This is a genomic window from Bradyrhizobium sp. Ghvi, assembly GCF_900115265.1.
GTDB lineage: Bacteria > Pseudomonadota > Alphaproteobacteria > Rhizobiales > Xanthobacteraceae > Bradyrhizobium.
Window position 1 is genome coordinate 29,483 of record NZ_FOVU01000022.1, and the last position, 24,387, is coordinate 53,869.

The 24,387-nt window shown below is 62.4% G+C and carries 21 protein-coding genes; 3 read left to right on the plus strand and 18 right to left on the minus strand.

Going from position 1 to position 24,387, the window contains the following annotated elements:
• Positions 1-33 precede the first annotated feature (33 nt).
• From BM374_RS36000 to BM374_RS36020, 5 genes are all read right to left on the minus strand, one after another.
• Positions 34-972, minus strand: a complete 939-nt coding sequence (locus BM374_RS36000; protein WP_092303503.1) for an ABC transporter substrate-binding protein — start codon at positions 970-972, stop codon at positions 34-36.
• Between the two features lie 78 nt (positions 973-1,050).
• Positions 1,051-2,031, minus strand: a complete 981-nt coding sequence (locus tag BM374_RS36005) for an ABC transporter permease subunit (protein WP_502689490.1) — start codon at positions 2,029-2,031, stop codon at positions 1,051-1,053.
• Between the two features lie 17 nt (positions 2,032-2,048).
• On the minus strand, positions 2,049-3,545 hold the full coding sequence (locus BM374_RS36010) for a sugar ABC transporter ATP-binding protein (protein WP_177248779.1): 1,497 nt from the start codon (positions 3,543-3,545) through the stop codon (positions 2,049-2,051).
• A gap of 44 nt (positions 3,546-3,589) precedes the next feature.
• Positions 3,590-4,969, minus strand: a complete 1,380-nt coding sequence (locus BM374_RS36015) for an FGGY-family carbohydrate kinase (protein WP_092303508.1) — start codon at positions 4,967-4,969, stop codon at positions 3,590-3,592.
• Complete coding sequence (locus BM374_RS36020) at positions 4,966-5,748, minus strand: DeoR/GlpR family DNA-binding transcription regulator (protein WP_092303510.1); 783 nt, start codon at positions 5,746-5,748, stop codon at positions 4,966-4,968. Before BM374_RS36020 ends, BM374_RS36015 begins: the two co-directional genes overlap by 4 nt.
• A 197-nt stretch (positions 5,749-5,945) precedes the next feature.
• Here BM374_RS36020 and BM374_RS36025 point away from each other — a divergent pair, with 197 nt between their 5' ends.
• The 3 genes from BM374_RS36025 to BM374_RS36035 are packed head-to-tail and all read left to right on the plus strand — an operon-like array spanning position 5,946 to position 9,118.
• A complete protein-coding gene (locus BM374_RS36025; RefSeq protein WP_092303512.1) occupies positions 5,946-6,986 on the plus strand; it encodes a class II aldolase/adducin family protein in 1,041 nt (346 codons plus the stop codon).
• 10 nt (positions 6,987-6,996) lie between these two features.
• Positions 6,997-8,271: an FGGY-family carbohydrate kinase gene (locus BM374_RS36030; RefSeq protein ID WP_092303514.1), complete on the plus strand. Its 1,275-nt coding sequence runs from the start codon at positions 6,997-6,999 to the stop codon at positions 8,269-8,271.
• A 4-nt stretch (positions 8,272-8,275) separates the two neighbouring features.
• Positions 8,276-9,118 (plus strand): TIGR01459 family HAD-type hydrolase, encoded by an 843-nt coding sequence (locus BM374_RS36035; RefSeq protein ID WP_092303517.1) that lies wholly within the window; start codon positions 8,276-8,278, stop codon positions 9,116-9,118.
• Positions 9,119-9,291: 173 nt separating this feature from the next.
• Here the strand turns inward: BM374_RS36035 and BM374_RS36040 are convergent, their stop codons facing one another.
• The 13 genes from BM374_RS36040 to BM374_RS39245 form a co-directional block, all read right to left on the minus strand.
• A complete protein-coding gene (locus BM374_RS36040; protein ID WP_092303519.1) occupies positions 9,292-10,317 on the minus strand; it encodes an aldo/keto reductase in 1,026 nt (341 codons plus the stop codon).
• Positions 10,318-11,225: 908 nt separating this feature from the next.
• Positions 11,226-12,734 carry a glycerol-3-phosphate dehydrogenase gene (locus tag BM374_RS36050; RefSeq protein ID WP_092303521.1) on the minus strand — a complete coding sequence of 503 codons (1,509 nt, stop codon included), beginning with the start codon at positions 12,732-12,734 and terminating at the stop codon, positions 11,226-11,228.
• A complete protein-coding gene (locus BM374_RS36055) occupies positions 12,731-13,489 on the minus strand; it encodes a class II aldolase/adducin family protein (protein ID WP_092303523.1) in 759 nt (252 codons plus the stop codon). Before BM374_RS36055 ends, BM374_RS36050 begins: the two co-directional genes overlap by 4 nt.
• Before the next feature lie 19 nt (positions 13,490-13,508).
• Positions 13,509-14,549: a 2-hydroxyacid dehydrogenase gene (locus BM374_RS36060; protein WP_092303525.1), complete on the minus strand. Its 1,041-nt coding sequence runs from the start codon at positions 14,547-14,549 to the stop codon at positions 13,509-13,511.
• Entirely contained in the window at positions 14,542-16,122 is a 1,581-nt protein-coding gene (locus BM374_RS36065) for an FGGY-family carbohydrate kinase (RefSeq protein ID WP_092303527.1), read from the minus strand. The genes BM374_RS36060 and BM374_RS36065 overlap by 8 nt, the downstream gene beginning before the upstream one ends.
• 2 nt (positions 16,123-16,124) lie before the next feature.
• Positions 16,125-17,234, minus strand: a complete 1,110-nt coding sequence (locus tag BM374_RS36070) for an ABC transporter ATP-binding protein (RefSeq protein WP_092303547.1) — start codon at positions 17,232-17,234, stop codon at positions 16,125-16,127.
• Between the two features lie 21 nt (positions 17,235-17,255).
• Positions 17,256-18,362, minus strand: a complete 1,107-nt coding sequence (locus BM374_RS36075) for an ABC transporter ATP-binding protein (RefSeq protein WP_092303529.1) — start codon at positions 18,360-18,362, stop codon at positions 17,256-17,258.
• Positions 18,363-18,365: 3 nt separating this feature from the next.
• Complete coding sequence (locus BM374_RS36080; protein ID WP_092303549.1) at positions 18,366-19,223, minus strand: carbohydrate ABC transporter permease; 858 nt, start codon at positions 19,221-19,223, stop codon at positions 18,366-18,368.
• Positions 19,224-19,239: 16 nt separating this feature from the next.
• A complete protein-coding gene (locus BM374_RS36085) occupies positions 19,240-20,166 on the minus strand; it encodes a carbohydrate ABC transporter permease (RefSeq protein ID WP_177248780.1) in 927 nt (308 codons plus the stop codon).
• Positions 20,167-20,310: 144 nt separating this feature from the next.
• On the minus strand, positions 20,311-21,750 hold the full coding sequence (locus BM374_RS36090; RefSeq protein WP_092303533.1) for an extracellular solute-binding protein: 1,440 nt from the start codon (positions 21,748-21,750) through the stop codon (positions 20,311-20,313).
• 26 nt (positions 21,751-21,776) lie between these two features.
• Positions 21,777-22,784, minus strand: a complete 1,008-nt coding sequence (locus tag BM374_RS36095; RefSeq protein WP_092303535.1) for a sugar-binding transcriptional regulator — start codon at positions 22,782-22,784, stop codon at positions 21,777-21,779.
• A gap of 528 nt (positions 22,785-23,312) precedes the next feature.
• Positions 23,313-23,540, minus strand: a complete 228-nt coding sequence (locus BM374_RS40400; RefSeq protein WP_092303537.1) for a sigma factor-like helix-turn-helix DNA-binding protein — start codon at positions 23,538-23,540, stop codon at positions 23,313-23,315.
• Between the two features lie 456 nt (positions 23,541-23,996).
• Entirely contained in the window at positions 23,997-24,245 is a 249-nt protein-coding gene (locus BM374_RS39245) for a PRC-barrel domain containing protein (RefSeq protein ID WP_502689492.1), read from the minus strand.
• Between the last annotated feature and the right edge of the window lie 142 nt (positions 24,246-24,387).

The following is a 24,387-nucleotide window of genomic DNA, read 5'->3' on the forward strand; positions in this document are numbered from 1 at the left end:
CAACGAAGCGACCGCGCCTAGTTTGCAGCAGCTCTAGCGCACCGCCGTCCAACCCTTATAGTCCTTCAGGTTCTCGGCCGTGATCAGCTTGGGGTCGAGCAGCACGACCGGCTCGGCCGGCTTCTTACCCGCCAGCACGTCGGCAGCCATCCGCAGCGACTGGCCGGCCATCACATACGGGTCCTGCGAGGCCGAGGCCTTGATGAGCGAGGTGCCGGAGGAAAACTCCTTCTCGATGTCAGGCGCGCCGTCGACGGCGGTGATGACGAACTCCGATCGCTTGAGCTGCTTCGCCGCGAGCTGGGCGCCGATCGCCGTCGGGTCGTTGATTGCGAATACGGCGTCGATCTTGTCGAAGCGGGTCAGCAACGACTGGAAGACCTTTAAGCCGCCGTCCCGCGAGCCTTCGGCGTTCTGATCGTCGGAGAGGATCTTGATATCCGGATGCTGCTTGAGCACGTCCTTGCATCCCTTGACACGCTCGAGAATTGACGACGACGCCGGTCCGTTGAGGATGACGTAATTGCCCTTCCCGCCGGTGTGATCGACGAGATATTGGCAGGCCTCCTGGCCGGCCTTCACGTTATTGGTCATGACTGTGACGTCGGCGCCCGGAGCGGAGACGTCGAAAGCCGCGACCACAATACCCGCCGCCTGCGCCTTTTTCACCGCCGGAGCGATCGCCTTTGCGTCCACCGCATTGAGCATGATCACGTCGACGCCGGCGGCGATGAAAGAATCCACCTGGGAGACCTGCTTATTCAGGTCGTAATCGGCAGATACCGAGGTCACCTGGACCTTCGGATTGATCTTCTTGGCCTCATCCTCGATGCCTTTGATCGTGGCGACGAAGAAGGGATTGCCGAGCAGGCCCACCGAGATACCGACCTTGTTCAATTCCTTGGCCGAAGCCGGCGCGATGGCGATGGCAGCGAGCGCAGCACCACAGAGCAGTTTAGCGATGTTCGTCATTTCGTTGCTTCCTCCGATTGCCCCGTGCCTCTCACGGCGCGTTACACAAGCCGGTTCGTTGCCGGCGGCTACGTTCAGTCACGTTCTTGCTCCTCCCTGGAGCCTGTAGCGGTCGAGGGCGACCGCGATCACAATGACCAGTCCCTTGATGATGTACTGCCAGATGTCGGAGACGCCGGCCAAGATGAGGCCGTTGGACAGCACCGCAATGATCAGGCCGCCGATCAACGTGCCCCAGATCGAGCCGATGCCGCCGACGAAGCTTGTGCCGCCGAGAATGACCGCCGCGATGGCGTCGAGCTCGTAAGATTGCCCGAGTTGCAAGCCGTTGGCGGCATAGAGCCTGGCGGCAGACATGGCGCCGCCAAGTCCGGCAAGTAGACCGGAAACGCAGTAAACGAAGATCAGCACGAGCGGCACCTTGATGCCGGTGAGGCGCGCGGCCTCGACGTTACCGCCGACTGCGTAAATCCACGTCCCAAGTACCGTGCACTTGAGCACCAGCCATGACAAAATCACGACTGTGAGCGCAATGATTACGAGCCAGGGAATACCGAAGAACGAGCCGTTGCCGATGTCCGCGAATGGTAGGTCGGGGTTGAACACCGTCGTATCGTTCCCGAGTAGGCGTGCGACGCCGCGTACCGCGGTGAGCGAACCCAGCGTGACGATAAAGGGTGGCAGCCGGAGATAGGCGACGAAAAGCCCATTGATGAACCCGAAGCCGAGGCCGACCAGAACGGCTGCCAATACACCCAGCATGCCCCACTCCGGTATCAGAGAGACGAGAACCGCCGTCATCGCGGAGGCTGCAAGGATGGAGCCGACCGACAGGTCGATGCCACCGGTCAGGATGACGAAGGTCATGCCCGCTGCTAGCACGATGTTGATCGACGATTGCTGCGTCACGATCAGAAAATTGGTTCCCGTGAGGAAGCGCGGGTTGATAAGTTGGAACGCCGCAGCCAACAGAAGCAGGACTGGCAACATGCCGAGCGCAGTGAATGCGGTGCGCAGCCGACGACTGCCGACTGAGGTCTGGGCCACTGTGCCAGTCATCCCGATCGCCCTTTCGGTCATCGCTGTGGCGCTCCCGTTGCAAGTTCCATGATCGCTTCCTGGCTGAGCGGCTCGCCCGCCGATGCGGTCACCTCCCCGGCGATCGCACCGTCGCGCATAACCAATACGCGATCGGCGATGCCAACGACCTCCGGCAACTCGCTGGAGATCATCAGGATCGCCACGCCCCTGTTGGCCAAGCTGTCGATCAGCCGGTAGATCTCCGACTTCGCGCCGACGTCGACACCGCGGGTTGGCTCATCAAGGATGATGACACGCGGCTCGGTCTCCAGCAGGCGAGCGAGCAGTACCTTCTGTTGATTACCGCCCGAAAGCGAACCGGCGTTGACCCGCGTGGACGCGGTGCGGATGGAGAGATTCGTGATGGCATTGGCCGCTCGCCTCTCGCCAGCGGCGAAATCGCGAAAGCCGCCTGGTCGCGCATCCCTTGCCAACACTCCCATGTTGATGTTGTCCGAGACCCGCATGTCGAGAAAGAGGCCGAGCTCCTTGCGGTCCTCGGTGAGATAGGCGATGCCGGCATCGAGTGCCTCGCGGGGCGACCCGATGGTGATCGGCTTGCCATCGAGCTGCAGCGTTCCGGCGATGCGCCGATCGGCACCGAAGATCAAGCGCGCGAGCTCGGTGCGCCCAGAGCCGACCAGGCCCGCCAGAGCAAGCACCTCTCCCTTGTGCAGGTCGAAAGAACAATCCTTCAGCAGGTTGCCATCGGACATGCCGCGCACCGACAGTGCGACCGCACGCGCTGCATCGGGCGGACGATGATCCTTCTTGTAGAACGCGGAGAGCTCACGACCGACCATCATCGAGACAAGGCGCGAGGCGTTCAGGTCCGTGCGATCGAGCGTGCCGACATAGCCGCTGTCACGCAGCACACTGGCTCGATCAGCAAGCCGGTAGACCTCTTCCATGCGGTGGCTGATGTAGATGATCGCTATGCCTTGCAATTTCAGCGTCGCAATCACCTCGAACAGCCGATCGGTCTCGCGCGAGGTCAGCGACGTGGTCGGCTCATCCATGACGATAATGCGAGCGCTGGTCGACAACGCCCGGGCAATCTCGACGAGTTGGCGTTCGCCAAGCGAAAGGCTGGACACAAGATCGCGTGCCGAAAACGAGACGCCGAGCCGTTCTATAATCTCCTGGGCTCGCCGATCACGCCGGTCGCGATCGACCACGCCAAAGCGTCTCGGCTCGTTGCCGAGGAAGATGTTCTGTGCGACCGTCAGGTTGGGCGCCAGCGAAAGCTCCTGATAGATGACGGAGATTCCTTGTGTGCGCGACGTGATGGGATTGCCGGTGGCCAATGGCGTGCCGTCGATCAGGATCTCGCCGCCGGGATCTGGCCGATAGGCGCCCGACAACACCTTCATCAGCGTTGACTTGCCAGCGCCGTTTTCGCCCATCAGCGCGTGCAGTTCGCCAGCATGAGCGTCGAGTGAAACATCCTGCAGGGCGCGTATCGCGCCGAACGTCTTCGAAATGTGGCGCATCTCCAGCACGGGGCGGCGCCGAACCGCGATTTCGGCAGTCGCGTTCACTGGACGCCTCCCGCTGCCTTGCTGGCGGCGCTGCGATCGAACACAAGACCGCGCCAGTCGTCGCGATAACCCGCCAATCCAGCGAAGTGCGCGGCGCGGACCGGTTCGGGCGCCGCGGCAGGAAAACTGCGCCCCACGCTTTCGAATGCGAGCGCGGCCGCGCCTGTCGCGCTGCCTTCCAGCATCGCGCCCTGCAGGAAATCCTGGTCGGGACGCAAGGCCGCCAGCACGCTCGCGAGCAGGCCACCAGTGTTAAGCCCCCCGTCGATGATGACGGTCTTGTCGGAATGGATGAGATCGAGCGAAACATCGGTCATCAGCGCGACGTAGAGCAGCGCGGCGGCCGCCCGCTCCTCGGAGCCGGGTGCGCACCCGAGAAATTCTCCATGGTGATCGGGCATCGGACCACCCGGAGCGAAACTCGGGAGAGCCATGATTCCGGACTCGATCGCCTGTTGAACCGCGGCATGTGCGATCGCCCCTTGCCACCCGCCGCTGATCGTTTCGAACTCGCGCCCTCCCATAAAGCGGATGGTCGGTACCGGGCCGCCGTCGACGTCGACATTGACCAGCATATCGCGGTCGGGATCTAGCGCATTCAGGGGGCACTCCGGATTGAGCACGACCACCCAGGTGCCAGTCGATACGACCGTGAAAGCTCCGAGTTGCTGACGCCGGTAGGCATAGAGCGCTGCATTGCTGTCGTGCACGCCGTTGTGGATGGTGAGATTCTTTCTGGCGCTGCCGAAGCACCGATCGCCGATAACGGCGCCTGCCCGCGCAAATTCAGGCATCTGAGGGCGCCAGCCTTCCGCCTCCACCAGGGATGAAAAATCGCGCCTGCGTGGAGCCCAAAGATGTGAGTGGCAGCCGAGATACGAGACTTCCGAAACCGGTCGGCCGCCGAATCGCCAGGTCCAATATTGCGGATAACCCAGGATATAGGTGGCGGCGGTGAAGGCCCGCGGATCGACCGCTTTCAGCCAAAGCATGTGGCGGCCGTAGTTGAAGCCGAGCGGCAGTCGCGGCGAAAATGTCTCGCTGAACTCCGGAATCCGCCGATCGATTTGCGCAGCAATCTCAACCGGAGGCTCCTGCTCGTAGTCCAGGATAGGATGGGTCAGGCCGCCCTCGCCTGCCAGAGCGAAGGTGCAGCCGTGGCCCGAGACCATCAATCCTTCCACGCCGTGGCGCTCGACGGCGTCCTCTATGGCGCCAACCGCCCAGTCGTAGAGCGCCGCGTCATCAAGCACGCGAAAGCCGCCCTGGCGTATCCAGTTAGGCTTGGTCCGCATCTCCTGGAGAACGCTCCCATCCTGACGGAAGACGAGCAGCTTCGAATTCGTCTTTCCGAAGTCGAGCACCGCCACGTTCATGGCACAACTCCCGAGGTCGGGGCGATCCGTACCGCGACGCCGGCGTCTTCCAGCATGCGCGCGTCAACTTCGGAAAGGCCGTCATCGGTGACGAGGGTGCCGATCCGCGACAACGGCAGCGCGACATTGCGCGCGTGGATCGACAATTTGCGGCTGTCGGCCAGCACCACAATCTGGTCAGCACACAGGCTGAGGTCGACGATGGAGCGAACCAGCAGCGGATGCGATTCCAGCACCCCCGCAGGACCGAGGCCCTGTGCGCCTAGAAAAAATTTGGAGGCGTAGAACGGCGCGGCTTGATTCATTGAATGGATGATGCCCGGCTCGCGATGCAATTCGCCGCCGGCAACGGTCAGGCTGCAGTGACCGTGGTCGCTGAGATAGGCAGCGAGTGGCATGGAATTGGTGAACAGGCGGATGTTGCGGTCGGCGAGCTTCACGCCGAGATGGAAACAGGTGGAGCCGCCATGCACGATTACTGCGTCGCCGTCGCGCACCATCGTCGCCGCCACAGCAGCGATCTGTCGCTTGGCTTCGACGGCGAGGTCGCGATTCTCATCGTAGGGTCGGGCATAGGCGATGCCGGCCTGCGAGGCGCCATCGAGCGCCGAGACACCGCCATAGACTTTCCGGGCTTCGCCGGCCTCATCGATCTTGTCGATGTCGCGCCTGACAGTTGCGGCCGAAACGCCCAACCGCTCCTGCAACTCGCGCACTGAAGCGAAAGGGCGATCCCGCAACAGCTCGACGATCTGGCGTTGGCGGCCGGCGTCGCTCAACAGTTTTCCTCCCCAAGGCCGTTTGGTCCATTGTTTGATGTAAGTTACTCATAACAGGCGGAATTGCAAGCCTAATTGATTAATCTAGATCATTCTTGACTGAACTCGCTCGCACCTGCAATAAAGGGTGCAACAATCCTGCCGGTAGATGGCCTGGTAGGCCGCGATGTGCGGGCGAACTAGCGGAGGAATGCGCAATGACGAGCGCTGTAAATGCGCAAGAACTGTCCGACCTTCGTTCGCTCTCCGCGAGAATTGGCCACAACCCTGATCTGATCCAGGCGGCGGGAGGAAACACATCGCTGAAGACCGGCGATACGCTATGGATCAAAGCTTCCGGCACCTGGTTGAAGGACGCGGTCGCCGAGGACATCATGGTGCCCGTGACGATGTCGCCGCTCTTGAGCGCCGTGCAAAGGCGCGACCAGGCCGCCGACGAGCCGCAGGCGTTCACTGACGAGGCGCTCAACCCGCGTGGATTGCGCCCATCGATTGAGACCACGGTGCATGCTCTGATGCCGCATCGTGTGGTTTTGCACGTGCACTGCGTCCAGACCATTTCGCTCGCCGTGCAGGCTAATTGCGAAGCCGAAGTGGCAAAGCGGCTGGGAGATCATCGATGGGCATTCGTTCCCTATTTCAGGCCAGGACTGCCGCTTGCCCTGGCCATTGCCGAGCTGCTGCGGCCGGGCATCGATGTTCTGATCCTTGGCAATCACGGGCTGGTCGTTGCGGCGGAGACCGTCGCCGAAGCCGAGGTTTTGCTTCGTCGTATCACCACTTTGCTGACGCGACCGGCTCGCCGAGCACGAGACCCGGACCTCGACGCCTTGCGTGCGCTCGCGGGCGACAGTGACTATTGCCTACCAACAGATATCGAAGCGCATGCGACCGCGATCGATCCGGAGAGCTTACGTATTGCGCAGGCAGGCAGCCTCTACCCCGACCACGTCATCTTCCTCGGCCCAGGATCGGTCGTGGCGAACCCTGGTGAGGATGTAGCTCGTGTCGTCGAGCGGTGTCGCGTCGCGCCCATGTCAATCTTATTTCCCGGAATCGGCGTCCTCATGCACGGCGATGCAGGTGCGAGCGCCCATGCCCTGCAACGGTGCCTCGCCGATGTGACAGCGAGGATCGATCCGGCAGCTTCGCTTAACTACCTGACTGAGGTCGAGACGAACGAGTTGGTCAACTGGGACGCCGAACAATATCGCCAGAAACTCAACGGCGCGGCTTGAGGCCGGCAGCATGACACCACTTGCGATAGGCATAGACATCGGCACCTCCGGTGCGCGCGCCGTCGCAATGCGTGCGGACTTCTCTATTGCCGCGCATTCTGCCGTTTCCCTGGACCGATTTGGCGAAAATGCACGTGACCCCACAATCTGGTGGACGGCCGTCTCCACAGCTCTAACGGAGCTGCTGTCGCGCTGCGATCGCGCGGAGGCGTGTTCCTTAGCCGTCGACGGTACGTCCGGCACAGTGCTGGCCGTCGACAACGCCGGCCGCCCCCTCGCCGAACCGTTGATGTACAACGACCGCGTTACCGATGGCGGCATCTTGAACACGATTGCCCGCGAGGCGCCGGAGGCCAGCGCTGCGCACGGGGCGACATCGGGGTTGGCCAAGGCGTTGTCGTTCCAGGATCTGCCCGGGGCAGCAGCGGTTCTGCATCAGGCAGACTGGATAGCTGGACATTTCTCAGGTCGCTTTGACACCAGCGATGAAAACAACGCGCTTAAGACCGGCTACGATGCCGAGGGCGGTCGGTGGCCGGACTGGATCGCCGCAACCGGCATGCGGATGGAACTGCTGCCGCGCGTAACGAGACCTGGCTCGGTCGTTGGCCCGATCACGACAAGTGCGGCCGATCAGTTCGGCCTGCCACGCCAAGCGGTCGTAGTTGCGGGCACGACCGATGGCTGCGCGTCCTTTCTGGCGACAGGCGCTGCACAGATTGGAGACGGCGTCACAGCGTTGGGATCCTCGCTGACTATCAAGATCCTCTCGGATCGGCCGATTTCGGCCCCGCGCTATGGGATCTACAGTCATCGGCTGGGTGACGCCTGGCTCGCAGGTGGTGCCTCGAATTCCGGAGGCAGGGTGTTGGCCCAGCAGTTTGCAGTTCAACGCATCGTCGAACTGAGCGCCACGATCGAACCTGAGACCGATACTGGCCTCGACTACTACCCGCTTGCCGCGGCTGGCGAGCGCTTTCCGATCGCAGATCCTGAATTTCAGCCAAGAATGGGGCCGCGACCGGCAGCCGATGCCGATCATCTGAAAGCAATGCTTGAGGGCATCGCGAAGATCGAGGCACTCGGTTATAAACGCCTGGCCGAGCTTGGTGCGCCCCCGCTGACGTCGCTCAGGAGTGTTGGCGGTGGGGCTGCGAATCCAGCCTGGACCAGGATCCGGCAGCGTAAGCTAGGGGTCGCGATGCTGCCGCCACTCTCGGACGAGGCGGCTGCCGGCGTCGCAAGGCTCGCGCTGATCGGTGCGCGCCAGGCGGGACTGCTGTAGCGCGATGCACATCCAACACCTTAACGGGATCAGCCCGCTCGCCGAACGATACGACGTTTTCCTGCTCGATCAGTTCGGGGTGCTGCATGATGGTCGGCGGGCCTACCCCGGCGCTGTGCACGCTCTCTCTGCACTGAAGCGCGCGGGCAAGACCATTATACTGGTTTCGAATTCCGGCAAACGCGCTGCGCCGAACGAAGCCCGCTTGTTGAAACTTGGCTTTGATGCGGGAAGCTGGGACCACTTCGTTTCCTCCGGCGAGGTAGCGTGGCGCTCCTTCGCTGACATGATAACGGCGGGGAGATTGCGACCAGGTACGAAATGTCTGCTGATCAGCCGCGACGCTGATTGCTCCGCAGTCGAAAGCTTGCCCCTCACGTTGACTGATAGCGGTGGCGATGCCGAACTGGTCCTCATTTCGGGCAGCGAGGGTGACCGTTATGATCTCGACCATTATCGTGCGCTGCTCGCTCCGGCGGCCGCGCGAGGCATAGCATGTTTCTGTACGAATCCCGACAAGGTTATGCTGACGGCTGTCGGTCCGCGCTTCGGAGCCGGCGAGTTGGCTAATCTCTATGAGAAACTGGGAGGCGCTGTCATCCGGATCGGCAAACCCAACGCGGAAATCTTCGAGACCTCGCTCGAATTTGCAGGCAGACCAGACCGTGCACGTGTCGTCTGCGTCGGCGACAGCCTGGAGCATGACATCGTCGGTGGGCGTCGGGTGGGGCTTGCGACTACGCTGGTGCTCTCGGGTATACTCAAAAGCACCGCCGATCTGACGGCGTTGTTTCAGCGAATGGGCGTCTTTCCGGACTACACGATCGACACCTTCTGCTGGGGCTGATCTCTGCGGCCGCACCCGCTTGAGTGGTGTGTGCAAGCACCTAAAAGACCGAAAGTCAGTGTTTCGCCGCTGGCCCACCGCTGAGCCACTTGATGAGATCAACCGTCGTTGCATCTCCAGCGCGGAGCGAGGTGATCTGATTGTCGGCTTCGATCCTTAGCATATCCTCCGCTCTACCCAGGAACAGGCGCTTCTGTGTCCAGCAGGCGCGCTGCCTTGAGATCGCTCCAGAGTGCGGCTGGCACTGAGGCGGTCAGCGCTGCCAAGTTGCGCTCGACCTCCTGCGCGTTATGCGCCCCGAGCACTACGCTCGCGACAGCGGGATGACCAAGCGCGAAATGCAGAGCGGCCGTCGGCAGCGGTACTCCATGAGCTGCGCAGATCTGCTGGATTTCGACGACCTTCGAAAGGATGTGCGGCGGCGCATCCTGATAATTGTACTTGGCGCCCTTGATGGCGCCCGTCGCCAGAATCCCCGAATTGAACACTCCGCCGAGCAGCACCGCGATGCCCTGCTTCAGCGCCAGCGGCATGAACTCCTCGAGTGCCGGCTGCTCCAGCAGCGAATAGCGTCCGGCGAGTAGCATCACCTCGAAGGATCCGGCTTGCGCAAAGCGCACGCACATTTCGGCTTCATTGACGCCGATCCCAATGCCCGCCAGGACACCTTCGGAACGAAGCTTGTCGAGCGCTACATAGGCCCCTGACATCGCCTCGCGAAAGCGATCTTCGATCGCGTTCTTGCCGTGGGTCCACACATCGACATCATGGATCAGCAACAGGTCGATACGGTCAGTGCCAAGCCGCAACAGCGATTGCTCGACCGAGCGCATGGTGCCGTCGTAGGAATAATCGACAACGGCCCGGTGCGGCTGGCCGCCGACAAACCCGGACCGAGTCTCGGGCTCGTGAAAGGGATCCATCCAGCGACCCGTCTTGGTGCAAAGCACCACATCCTTGCGCTGCACACGCCGCAGCGCCGTTCCGCAGCGATGTTCCGACAGACCATTGCCATAGTGCGGCGACGTGTCGAGCAAATTGATGCCGAGCTCGAAGGCACGGCTTGCAGCGGCGATCGCGGTCTGGTCGTCGAGCTCGAGAAAGAGATCGCCCAGTGGCGCGGTTCCGAAGCCGAGGATGGAAACTTCAAGTCCGGTCCGGCCAAGGGTGCGACGCGGCAAAGCCGATTGCGAAACCATGATGGATTGCTGCCCTTCTCCGCGGTCTCAATGACGCGCTGGTCTCGTACGTGGTGATGCGCAGCCTATGTATTTGCCGCGACGTGTCAACGCGAAGGATGAGCACCAGGGCGCAAAGTTGCTCAGCTCGACGAACATTAAGGCAAGAGGTCATTTGGATTCGATCCGACATTTCCGATCAATTGGATGTACGTTGACGAGACCGAGCTCGTTTGGTTTCAAGTCGAACGGCAACACGACCTCGCGAGCGCGCAGTTGAGATTACTTCGATCAAGCCGATCTCCGGATCGCGCCCGGCTGCGATTATGAGGTGTTTTGCGATATCGGAGGCGCGATGCGAATCGGAAAGCAGCTCCTTTGGCAAGAAAGCGCATGTCCAGTCGAATTCGCCCGCGCAATAAACTATCTGTCTACGGCTCACTTTTTCGTCTTGCAGCTTGGCGGCTAGTGAAATCTCGCAACTCGCGGTTCAGAGCGACATCTCGGACCTCGTCCAGCATCAGCCCTCTTCTCTCGTGCGCCCTAGCTCCCACGTCTCCCGAGATGTAACGATGTGCAATCTCTACTCGGTGACCAAAAAACGTTGATGCCATCCTCCGATTGGAGCGCTGAACAGCCGCGTGGGAAATCTGCCAAGCATGCCGAGCATCCATCGTGACTATCCCGCCCCATCGTCCGGAACGCCGCGGGTGGGTGTGAGATCGTGCTGGTGCGATGGAGAATGCCTTATGGACGCAACCAAGAAGCGCGCTCAAAAGCTCGAGGCCAAAGGCTTTCGGTCGACTTCAAGAACTGCCCGCCGTCCCGTACCGTTCACGAGCTTCGGCGACTACGACACAATAGATGGCAAGAACGTCCCCCCGGAAGTCACACGTGCGCCCACGTGTTCCCGCCTCTTCATACCATCTCTAGATGCAGCTCTCAAACGCGTCCCTCTGCGCAGGCGTCAAATGTAGGCCGTGCTTGGTGCGCCTATCCAAGAAATCGGCGGCCCGGCGCGCCCATTCCGTTTCGCGGAGCCAATTTGCTTCTCGCTCATAGAAATCGCCGCCGAAGTGCCGGCCAAGATCAGCCGCGATACGGGTCGATCCGAGCAGGTCGCGTGCGCGCGTCCCATAGAGGCGCGCATAGTGATGAATCAGCCTGCGCGGAAGATCGGGATAGTCGCGCGCAAGACCACCGAGGAAATCATCGAAGCTGCCACCGATGTCGCCACCCGGCAGCGGTCGGTCCGCCGTCCAGGCCGACGACATTGCCGGAAACCAGGGCACGAGGCGCTGCAGCGCCTGCTCCGCCAGCTTTCTGTAGGTCGTGATCTTACCGCCGAAGATGGACAGCAGCGGCGGCGCATCATGGGCACCGTGCACCTCGAAGACATAGTCGCGCGTCACCGCGGAGGGATTTTCGGCACTGTCGTCGTAGAGCGGTCGGACGCCGGAAAACGCGTGCACAATCTCGCTCTCCTGCGGCGGCGTTCGGAAGTACCGACCCAGCACCTGCAACAGATAGTCGGTCTCGCCCTTGTCGATCGTGACGTCCTCGGCCTTGCCTCGGTACGGAATGTCGGTGGTGCCAATCAGCGCTAGATCGTCCTCGTAGGGGTTGACGAAGATCACGCGACCGTCCGCATTCTGCAGCAGATAAGCCTGCGGCCCGCTCCAGAATTTCGGCACCACAATGTGGCTGCCCTTGACGAGCCGCACGTTGTGCGCGGAGTTCAGCCCCACGATCCCCTGGAGCACATCCCGAACCCAGGGGCCTGCCGCATTGACCAGCGCACGAGAGCGCACCACCTGCGTCCTGCCGTCATCGCTCTGCACCTCAAGCAGCCACATGCCATCTTCGCGCCGCGCCTGCACGGCGCGGGTGCGCGGCAGGATCGTGGCGCCGTTCCGTGCGGCATCGATGAGGTTCAATATCACCAACCGGGCATCATCGACCCAGCAGTCCGAATATTCAAAGGCTCGCCTGAATTCGGCGCGCAATGGCGCCCCCTCCGGTGCGTGCGACAGATCGAGGCCGCGGCTTGCCGCCAGGCGCTTACGGCCGCCGAGATGATCGTAGAGAAACAGACCGGTGCGAATCAGCCATGCGGACCGCTGCTCCGGCGAGTGGGGCAGCACGAAGCGCATCGGCCAGATGATGTGCGGCGCCGACGCAAGCAGGACCTCCCGTTCGATCAGGGCCTCGCGGACCAGGCGAAATTCGTAATATTCGAGGTAGCGCAAGCCGCCGTGCACGAGCTTTCCGGAGCGCGACGAGGTGCCTTCGGCAAAATCGTCCTTCTCGCACAACAGGACCCTCAGTCCGCGGCCGGCCGCGTCGCGGGCGATGCCGGCACCATTGATGCCGCCGCCGATGATGGCAATGTCGACCAGCCCGTGATCTCGAGCCGGGCCCGGCACCGTCACGGTCATTTTCTGCTGCTGCGCTTCTTCTCGGACGCTCGTCCTGCAGCCGCGACGCGCGCCTTGGCAGCCTTCCCCTTCACGGCTTCGCGCTTCGCCGGCTTGCTCTTGGGCTGCTGCAATCCGTAGGTGGAAAATCCCTTCGCGGTATCGGCGATCTCCGACTCGCTCAGGATGTGGGGCGCGCCGAGCGCGAGCGAGAGATAATATTGACGCGCGATAGTCTCGAGCTCGACCGCGAGCCACATCGCCTTGTCCAGATTGGCGCCAACCGCGATCATGCCGTGATTGGCGAGCAGACAACCGTTGCGACCTTCCAGCGCTTGCAGGGCGAGTTCGGACAGCTCCGCGGTACCGTAGCGTGCGTAGCCCGCGCAGCGGATGTCGTTGCCGCCGAACGCTGCCATCATGTAGTGGCAGGCCGGAATCGGCTTGCGCGCGATCGCAAGCACGGTGGCATAGGTCGAATGGGTATGGACGACACCGCCAACATCCGGCCGACCACGCATGATATCGAGATGAAAGCGCCATTCGGTGGAGGGCTGCAGCGGTCCTTCCCAGGAGCCGTGCTCGCCTTCGAGCGGCATCGAAGCAATCATCTCCGGCTTCATGGCGTCATAGGGCGTCGCCGATGGCGTGATCAGCATCCAGTCCTTGTAGCGGGCCGAGATATTGCCCGACGTTCCCTGGTTCAGGCCCGAGGCGTTCATCCACCGGCACTTGGCGATTATCGCTTCGCGCAACTGTCGCTCCTCACGAGTCATGTCGAAACACCTTTCGTCTTCAGCAAGGGTTGAGCGGCGGCTCACCGGCGAGATACCGGCGAACCTCTTCCGCGGCCTGATCGGCAGCAATGGTGACGGTGCGCAAGGAGGCGCCAGCGATGTGCGGCGTCAGCGTGACGTTCGGCAGTTGTAGCAGCGGCCAGTCCGGCGGCACAGGTTCGACTGCAAAGGTATCGAGCATGGCGCCGCCAAGACGTCCCGAGGACAGGGCTTCATAGAGCGCCACGTAGTCGACCAGCGGGCCGCGCGCCGTGTTGATCAGTAAGGCGCCTGGTTTGGCTTGCGCGAGTGCCGTGCGATCGATGAAGCCCGTCGTCTCACTGGTGACGCGCGCATGCAGGCTGATGACATCGGCGCGCGCCAGCAGATCCGCCAGGGCAACATGCTCAACACCGTCATTGCGGTCCTGCGCGCTGAGCTGAACGTAGGGATCGGCGACCAGAATCTTGCAGCCGAAGGCCTTGAGCAGCTTCACCACGCGGGTGCCGATTGCGCCATAGCCGACGATGCCGACCGTCATCTCGCCGAGCTCGCGGCCGGTGCGATCGGCGCGATAGAGATCGCCGCGCCATTCGCCACCGCGCATGGATTCGTGCCCGCTGCGGATCAGGCGCGTCTCGGCGAGGATGGCACCGATGGTGAATTCAGCCACCGCGCTCGCGTTGCGGCCGGGCGTGTTGACGACCATCACTCCGTGGTCGCGCGTGGCCTGCATGTCGACATTGACGGGACCGCCGCGCGAGACCGCAACGAATTTCAGGTTCGGCAAACGCTCCAGCATCGATCGCGTGATCGGGGCGAGATGCGTCACAAGCAGCGCCGAATCACCGATGAAGTCGGCAACCTCGTCCGGGTCGCCCATGAACTCCTTCAGCCCATCGAGCGTCGAGCCGGCATAGCCGTGCTCCATCGGCTGATCCGGCCAGGGCTGCTCCAGACGACGGATGTCGACGCCGTTGCCGCAGGCAGCCGTGATCTTCTCGGCGAATACCGACGGCAGCATGAAGCGATCACCGACGATGGCGATGGAACTAGACATGACCGGCTCCCGCACGCAGTGCCGCGAGCTGCTTCCAGACCGGCTGCGCCGCGAGCCTGGCCTCCACATAAGCTGGGAAAATCTTTGCATAGCGCGCGGCCAACGCCGGATCCGGCGTTTGTGGTTCGTTCAAATACGGTCTCACCCAGTCCTCCGCGCAGGCCCTCATATCCGGATACAGTCCGGTCGCGATGGCCGCGATCATCGCAGCCCCAGCAGCCCCGGCTTCGCCGCGGCAGCAGACGCGCACATTGCATTCTAGCGCAGCCCCAAGGATGGACCCAAGCGCGCGGCTGCGCGCGGCGCCGCCGGTGATCCGGACCTCGCCCGGCAACGTCCCCATCGCGGAATAACAATCGCGCGCGGCGAAGGCGAGCCCTTCCATCACGGCGCGCATCAGGTCCCAATAGCCGTGTCGCGTCCGAAGACCGATCAGTTGCGCGCAGGCCTCATGCGCGACGAACGGCCCGCGTTCGCCCGCATCGGAGATGAAGGGATGAAACAGGAGCTCGCCGGCCTTTGCCTCCAGGACCTTCTCGTCCAGATGGCGGATCAGATCGGCACGCGAGCGCACGATGTTCTCGGAGGCCAAAAGATCGCGCGCAAGATCGAGCAGCCAATCGATGTTCAGCGTTGCCGCCATGTTCGACTGCATCTGGGTGTAATGCCCGGCGACCGGGAACGGCATGGTATAGCCGGTCGCCTCCGCATTCAGCGTGACCGCGTCAGCGCTGGTGACGAGACGCATGTGCATGCCGGTGGACCCGATGATGGTGCAGCCGATATCGGGCGATGGATCGTAGAGGCCCGCGCCGAGCGCATTGCAGACGACGTCGACATAGCCAAGCGAGACCGGCACGCCCTCAGGCAGTCCGGTCTCCATTGCAGCGGCGGCACAAAGTGGATGCGTCGTCGTGACCCCGTCGACGACCTCGGGAAAAAGGGCCGCGCAGTCGGCGATGCCGATGATACGCGCCGTCTCCGCATCAAAATGGCGCTTGCGGAAATCGCCGCTGGTGAAGGTCGCCTCCGACGGATCGGTCGCACGCCGACGGGTGAGCAGGAAGTAGAGCCAATCCTTGCAATGAAAAGCCGTCTTTGCGCGCGACAGAGCCTCGGGTGCGTGCGCCTGCAACCAGGCAAGCTGCGGCCCCTGCTGGCAGGCGTTGAGTCCCGATCCCGTGCGTCGATAGAGCGCGGCGTTGCGTTCGCTCGAGCGGATTCCTTCGACGAGGCTGGCAGCGCGGGAATCCAGCCATAGCAGCGCCGGCGCGACCGGACGGCCGTCATCGTCGATCAGCCAGGTGCCATCTCCCTGCCCCGTGACCCCGACGGCAGCAAGGCGCTGGGAAATATCAGGTACGGCCGCCACCAGCCCGCGCAAGGCGGCGACCGTGTCGGTCCAGGTCCGCGACATGTCCTGCTCGACATGGCCGCCCGGCGAGGTCATGTATGTATTGGGCAGAGAGAAATCGCCCAGGTGCCGCCCGTCGTACGAGAACGCCACGGCCTTGATCAGAGACGTGCCGGCATCGATCCCGATGATCACGTCCCGCTGCAGCGAGGTCTGCATGATCAGCCGCCCTCCGCATGGCGAATGCAGGTGCCGTCGGCTCCGAAGATGTGGAGGTGGCGCGGCTCCAGTGCGAACGGGATGACCTCGCCTGGCCGCGCTGCGATCCGGTTCGGCGTCACGGCAATCAGGAGCTTGCCGGCGCACTCCCCGGCGATGTGCGACTGATCACCGAGCCACTGATTGGACACGACGCGCACGCGTATGTCGCCCGTTCCGACCGCGACCTTCTGCGGGCGGATACCGACCCGGACCCGCTTGCCAGGCTCGAGTGCAAGCCGGGCGGCCCGACTGAGCGTATCGCCCGGGATATGGAATACGATATCGGCGCCGGCCGACAGGCGGAAGCCACCATCGCCGACTGCGACTTCCGTCTCCAGCACGTTCATCGGCGGCTCCCCGATGAAGCTTGCGACGAACAGATTGGCCGGGCGGTTCTTCAATTCCTTCTCGCTTGCGAACTGCTGAAGGACGCCTTCCTCCATGACGGCGATGCGATCGGCGAGTGCGCTGGCCTCGGTCTGGTCATGAGTGACGAAGATCGCCGTCATGCCGCGCTCTGCCAAGAGGCTCTTGATCCGCCCGCGTAGCACCGCGCGAAGCTGCGGCTCGAGCTGTCCCATCGGTTCATCGAGCAGATAGAGGTCGGCATCGCGCACCAGGGCGCGTGCCAGCGAGACGCGCTGCTGCTGCCCGCCGGAGATCGCGCGCGGAAAGCTGTCCAGGATGTCCTCGATCTCGATCAGTCGAGCGATCGCTTCGACTCGGCGCGATATTTCGCTGCGCGAGAACTGCTGGGCTTTCAGCGCAAAGGCGACGTTCTCACGCACCGTCAGCGGCGGATAGAGCGAATAGCCTTCGAAGGCCATCGCCACTTTTCGCTTCGCCGGCGGCAGCTCGTCGATCCGCCGCTGCGACAGCGCGATCTCGCCCGACGTCACGCTCTCGAAGCCCGCGATCATCCGCAGGGTCGAGGTCTTGCCGCAACCCGAGGAGCCCAGCAACCCGACGATCTCGCCCTTCGTCACCGCCATGTCGAGCGCGCGGACCGCATGTACGGGCGGCTTGCCGCGGCTGCGATAGACCTTGTCGACATTCCGGATTTCGAGCATTGCCATGATCGTCCGCTCCCCTCACGCGGCCTGCCGCCGTTGTTGCGGCCCAATACGCAATCCGGTCGCGCGATCGAACAGAAGCGCCGCATCCGGCGCAAAGCGGACGAAGACACTATCTTCCGCGCTGCCGACCATCGCGTCAGGTGGCAAAGCGGCGAGCCATTCGGTGCCGTCGGCAAAACGCAACAGCAACACGGCCCGTTCATGCATCGGCGTGATCGCAACGATCCGCGCCGGAATCGCGCCTTCGCCGAAGTCCCGGGCGATGACGAGATCGTCGGGGCGAACGCCGAGCCAGCACACGCCATGATCGACCGGTGTCCGCTCGTCGGACTCCAGCAGGACACGCGTCCCGGCGATCTCGGCGCATAGCGCGCCCTGTACGGCTTGCGGCGTCACCTCGGCGAGGTTGATGCTGGGATCGCCGAACAGGCGCGCCACCGCAACCGAGGCCGGCCTGGCATAGATCTCTTCCGGACGCCCGACCTGGACGAGCCGGCCGTTGATCAGGACCGCAATGCGGTCGGCGATCGCCATCGCCTCGCGATAGTCCTGGGTGACGTAGAGCACCGCGGCCGAGCTCCGGCGCAACAGGCTCGGCAGCTCCAGCCGCATCTCGTAGCGCAGCTTGGCGTCGACGTTGCGCAAGGGATCGTCAAGCAGCAGCACTTCCGGATTACCGATCAGCGCGCGCGCAAGCGCAGTGCGCTGCTTCTGTCCGTTCGACAATTCGCGGGGCATATGGCCGAGCACGTGCTCTATCTTCAGAAGCCGGCTAATCGAGGTGACCCTCGAGGCGACCTCACCACTCCCGACCTTCGCCCGAAGGCCGCTCGCGATATTCTCCTGCGCGCTCATATGCGGGAAGAGCGCGAAGTTCTGGAACGCCATGCCGACGCCGCGCTGCTCCGGCGGCGCGCCGACGATCGAGCGTCCGCCAACCAGGATATCTCCGTCATCGGGTTCGAACATGCCCGCGATCATGCGAAGCAGCACGGTCTTGCCGCCGCCCGAGGGCCCAAACACCGCGACGATCTCGCCGGGTTCGACGACGAGCGACAGACCATCGGCGCAATGGACCGCGCCGAATGCCTTACCGACCGAATCGAGTTCGAGGCGCGCCATCTGTCAGCCTTTCACCGCGCCAAGCGAGAGCCCCTCGACCAGATAGCGCTGCGCATAGAGCGCAAGCAGCAGCGTCGGCGTCACCGAGAGCACGATCGCGGCCGCGATCTGGCCGTACTGAATGCCGGATGCCGTGACGAAGGCCAGCGCACCTACCGTCACCGGCTGCTTATCGGCAGACGCCAGGATCAGCGCGAAAACAAAATTGTTCCAGCAGAAGATGAAGGACAGCAGACCGGCAGCCGCGATACCGGGCCCGGCGAGCGGCACCGCAATGCGCGTAAAAGCCTCACGCCAGGTGTGGCCGGCGAGACGATAGGCGTGCTCAATGTCCGGACTGATGTCCTCGAAATAACCGCGCACGATCCACAGGATCAAGGGAAGCGCGATGAGCTGATAGACCCACACGATGCCGAAATAGGTGTCATTGAGGCCAAGCTCCTGATAATAGAGCGACAGCGGCAGCAGCACGAGCAGAGGCGGCGCGAATCGGAACGACAGCAGCGTGAAAGCGATGCTCTCGCCTAGGCGGAACTTGAACCGCGCGAAGGCATAGGCCGCCGGCACACCGAGCAGCAAGGCCAGCAACACTGCCGCGCTCGACAGCACAAAACTGTTCATCAGGTTGCGCATGAAGGAAATCTCAAGATTGCCGGCAGCGGTCCGGAGCTGGCCCGAGATCAGCGCCTCATAGTTGGCAAGCGTCGGCTCGAACAGAATATGCGGTGGAATTCGCAGGATTTGCTCGTTGGTCTGGAACGACATCAGCAATATCCAGACGATCGGGAACATGAAGAACACCAGCACAAGCGCCAGCGCGACACCGCGGAAGATTCGACCTGCGAGACTGGAGTGATCCATCACCGCCTCCCGCGCTCTACGCATGACCATGGGCGCGTGCGCGCAGCCGCAACCAGTTCTTGATGAAGATGTTCGAGAGAATGTTGGTGATCAGCCACAGGATCATCAGCAGCGCGGCCGAGCGCCCGACGTTGGTGTACTGGAAGAATTCGAGATAGGCCTGAACCTGAAAGACCATCAGCCGGTCGCCGGGCCCGCCCTGGGTCATGGCGTAGATGATGTCGAATTGCTGGATAGAATCGAGCAGACGGAACAGCGAGGCAGTGATGATATAGGGCGCGAGCATCGGCAGCGTAATGCGGAAAAACACAAAGCTCGTCGGCACGCCGTCGAGCGCGGCCGCCTCGAACGGCTGGCGCGGCAGCGAGCGCAAGCCCGCCAGCAGCAGGATCATGATGAAGGGCGTGTAGACCCAAACATCGACCAGGACCACCGTGAATAGCGCAGTCGACGGATCGGACGCCCATTTGAAGTCATGCACGCCGAACAGGCCGATCAAATAGGACAGAATGCCGAATCCCGGATTGGTCATCAGCTTCCACATGAGCGCGGCAATGGCGGGCGCCGTCATCAGCGGCAGCAGGAGCACGATCGACACCGCATTGTGGAACCGTGTCGGCCGCCGCAAGAGCAACGCGATCCCAAGGCCGAGCAAGAGCTCGAGCACTACCGTCGAAGCGGTATAGACGAGCGAAATGCGCAGCGTGTTCCAGAAGGCCGGGTCGGAGAGGAAGTCGATGTAATTGTCGACCCCTATGAAGCCGCGCAGATAAGGCAGGTTCAGCCGATAGCGCTGGAGCGAATAGACCGCCGCCGTCACGAAGGGCACCAGGATGGCGATGCACACGAGCAGCGCCGGCAGGCTCAGCAGATATGGCAGCATGCGTCCGCGCAATCTCGTGGTGCGACGTGGGAGCGCGGAAGACTGAAGGAGTTGAACCATGCTCATGATGATACGGAATCACATCGTTCCTGCAACACCGCCGGCCCGGATCGGGTAGTTGCTCCGAACCGGCGGGTCGTCGTGGCGCGGAGGAATAAGGGCACCACGAAAGGCGTCGACCAAGTCTCTTTCAACTAAGACCTTTCACCCAAGTCCGGCTTGTTTCAGCTGTCGATTGATGCTGTCGGCGAGCTTGTCGAGACCTTCATCGACACTGATTTCCTTGGCCACCATCTTCTGCAGGGACGCGGCCCATTCTGTCGTCAGGTCGAAGAACAACGGCTGCGCCGTGAAGTAGATCTTCGCACCTGGAGACGAGACGTCGAATTGCTCGAGATATCCGGGATAGGATTTCGCGATCCTGTCGCGGAACTCCTGGTCCTTCCATACCGAGGCGCGCACCGGGTTGACGAAATCCATCTTTCTGGCGCCGAACAGGTCGTGCTCGGTCGATGCCGCCCATTGCATGAATAGCCACCCGGCGTCCTTCTGCTTGGAGAAGCTGGAAAGAGCCAGCGACCAGATCCAGACATTCGGGGTCGGCGCCTTCGCTGCCGGGTTCGCGGCGAAGGGCGCGTAGCCGAGATGACCTTTCTCCTTGTTGTCGCCGCCGTTCATGAAGTAGCCGAGGATGTCAGCGTCGAAGATCATGCCCGAGGCACCGGCGCCGAGATCGGTGCCGACCTGGTACCAGGTGTAGGTCGACCAATTCTTCGGGCCCGAGGTTTGGATCATCTTGACCCATTTCTCATGAAAATCCTTTGAGGCCTTGGTGTTCATCGCGGCCTTCAGCTTGCCGCCTTCCATCACGAAGTCCTTCTGGCCAAAGTTCGAATAGGCCGAGAGGAATCCAGGATGGATGGTCGCCCAGGACCGCGAGCCGCGTACGCCTATGCCGTAAGGCCCACCCGCGTCCTTGGTGATCTTCGCGGCGACATCGAGCATCTCATCGAGGTTCTTCGGCGGCTTGACGCCGACCTTGTCGAAGATGTCGCGATTATAGGTGATGTTGTTGAGTTCGTAGCCCCAGGGAATGCACCACTGCTTGGCTTTGCCTGAGCCGAGTTCAGACCCCGCAACGCCGTCCCATGCGGTCGATGCGCGCAAATTCGGCAACACGTCGTCCCAAGCAAAGGCCGGATTGGTCTTGGCAGGATCTTTGATGTACGCATTGAGATCCTCGATCCAACCGGCCGGACCGTAGGTCCAGGTCATGTAGGCCCCGGTCATGAAGGCATCGTACTGGTCCGATTTCGACGACAACGCGGCCGTCACCTTGTCGAAATACACATCCTCCGGGAAAATGTCATAGGTGACGTTCATTCCCGTCAGATTCTTGAAGGCATCAAGGTCTGCGATCATCGCATCGACGTAAGGATGCTTGTTTAGCAACAGCTTGATGGTCTTGCCGCTATGGGCCTTCCAGTTGAAGTCCGCGGCCATCGCCCGCGACATGGCGGAGGCGAAGGCTGCGTTGGCGGCGACGCCGGCGATGCCGAGCTTGGCGGCTCCGTCGAGCAGATCACGCCGGCTGATGCGTTTGGCGGCGTAGGAATCGAACAGGTTCTTCTCGCGATCGTGCATTGTAACCTCCCATAGTTGCGCGTTTACTATCCCTTCCGACCCTTGTTCTTGGTTTTGCCGGATGTTGCCTCCGGTTTGTCGGTAGCGAGTGCCTGCGCGGTGGCTTCATCGATGATGAGTCCGTGCAGCAGGCGGCTGCGCAGCACGGCACGCAGGGCCGTGACCTTGGCTAATCCGCCACCAATGGCGACAATGCGGTGTTTCCTCAAATCGGCCGCCTGCATCGAGGTGGCGCGCGCCGAGAGGTCGATGTCGAGCATCTCGCCGTCTGCATTGAAGAAGTGTCCGAGCAGATCGGCGCAGGCGCCGGCGCGCTTCAGTTCGACCACTTCGTCCGGCTTGATCATGCCGCTCGACACCAGAAAGCCCTCGGCGTGGATCTGGCCGATGCCGACGAACAGTAGCGAGGCCTTGCGTGCGAGCGCGAAGACCTCCGCAATGCCGAATTGCTGCATCAGCACCGCACGGTCGGCGGCGGAATTGGCAAACACCGGAACCGGCAGAAGATAGGCCTCAGCGCCGGTTCTCTCGGCGAGACGATGAATGACGTCGAAGGGATTGGCGGCGAATTTCCGCGTCAGCCCGCCCAGCAGCGATACGAACTGCACGCCACGCGCCGGGGTCTGGGGTAGCTGTTCGACGACGGCCGCAAGCGTCCGGCCATGGCCGACACCGATCACCTTGTGCTCGCCGCGCTCGAGACTCTGCCGCAGGAAGCTCGCGCCCTCGAGTGCCAGCGCCTTCAGCGGCAGTTCCCCCTCGCCGAGGTCGGGTGCCACGCGGCAGAACGAGAGTCCGTAGCGTTCGGTGAGAGCGTTCTCCAGTGCTACGCATTCGGCGACCGGCCCCTCCACGAAGACGCGGATCATGCCCTCGCGGCTCGCTCGCGCGATCAGCCGGTGTGCCTTCGTGCTTTGGATATTGAGGCGGTCGGCGACCTCCGACTGGGTCAGGCCGGCGGCGAAATAGAGCCATGCCGCGCGCGTCGCGAGCGAAGCTTCGCCATCGATCGCCGCCGGCCTGTCGGGTTGCATTACCACCGAGGATAAGCCCACTTGCAAAATTATTCGCGTCCTGCAAAAAATTGCAGAGGCAGCGCGGGACGTCAATCCCCCAAACGTGCTGCACCGCAATCGCGGAGCCCGACGACAGGTCTTTTCTCGGCTGCAGAACATCTCTGCGCGGCAGGTTGGAGCGTGGTCGAAAGGAGGTAACCAAGAATGCGGACGTTGGTGGTGCTTGCTGCTCTGCTCGGGATGATGATTTCGCTGCATGCGAAAGAGACAGATTCGCCGAGAGCAGTGCGAAGCCCCGACGCCGCCGTCAGGCAGATTGTCAGCAATTAAAGCGGCCAGCCTTTGGGCAAGCCTGCAAGAAGAAAGCCCGATGGCCGCAAGGATCGTGAGTTTTCGGCGGAGGCTATTGTGCCTGACATCTGCACCGGCTGCTGAGCGATCCATCAGCAGCCGGTCAGCGGTTTTTCGTATTCTGCTTCTAGTACGCGCTTGCTGAAGCAGCCTCAAGATCCGGAAGGCGTGCGCACAGCATGGTCTTGATGCGCTTCAACGCACGCTGCTCGATCTGGCGGATACCTCACGAGAAATCCCGAAGGCGTGAGCAAGATCGTCAAGCGTGCTTTGCTCTTCCGCCATGTAGCGGGCTTCAACGATAGTGCGTTCTCGCGGGGAAAGCGCATTCAGCGCCTCCGCGAGTGCGGAGCACCGGGTACGACGACCACGGCACCGAGCGGGCGGGCCGGTTGATGGGCGTGCGAATGGCGCCCGGCGCATTTGACGGGGTCATCGTCCTCCGGACCGGTGCTCAACCGACGCCGCAAGAGGTCCCCACCGAACGACGAGGACACCGTCAAGGCCCCCATGCCCGGGTAGTTGGAGGCCCACATGCTGCCGAAGTCTCGCCAGGCCCGCGCCTCCTCGTAATAGCCCGCTCCCATCAGGGCGAGCCACGCGGGCGACCTCCGGACTGAAATCATGAAAATCGGGACTGCGTGTCACAGGACCTTGCCTGCAACAATCGCAGAGTTTCCACCATAACCGGCCACCCGCGTCGGCCTTGGGTCAAAATCGGCGGGTCTAGAGCGTCGCAATCCGCTTTCCGGTCTACACTCGCAGCCGACACCTAGTTGAGCTCCCACTGAGCGCCGATCGGCCAGCAACTGATGTGTGCGGTGCGCCAGAGGCAGGAGAGCCTCGTCGAAACCGGGGCAGCTGCCTGCAACTACGGACTCAGCCCTGGATGTATCTTATAGTGGAAATCGGCCAATGGCCGTGATGTCCACTGATCGATATGCGAAGCCCGTGCACGCCATCGAGCTCGATACCATTTATCGCGCCAGCCTTGCCGTCGGTCATCACAACGGTTCTGCCGAGCAACTCCTCCTCGGCGGCATGCAAATCGCGAAGTATGTTTCTGGCGCGCTCATCCCCGGTGCTCATCACCTTTTGAAAAACGGGGATAGCCGAACGCTGCGGCATGGAAACTCCAGTGAGAAGGCATCGTTGCGATCAGGACTAAAGGGCTACTTATCGTCTTCGCTCGGGAAGGGTTCGCAGGTTTTGCGGCCAAGGAATGTATCCGGCGCAGGATCGCGCAATATTCGAACAGTTTTGTAGATCA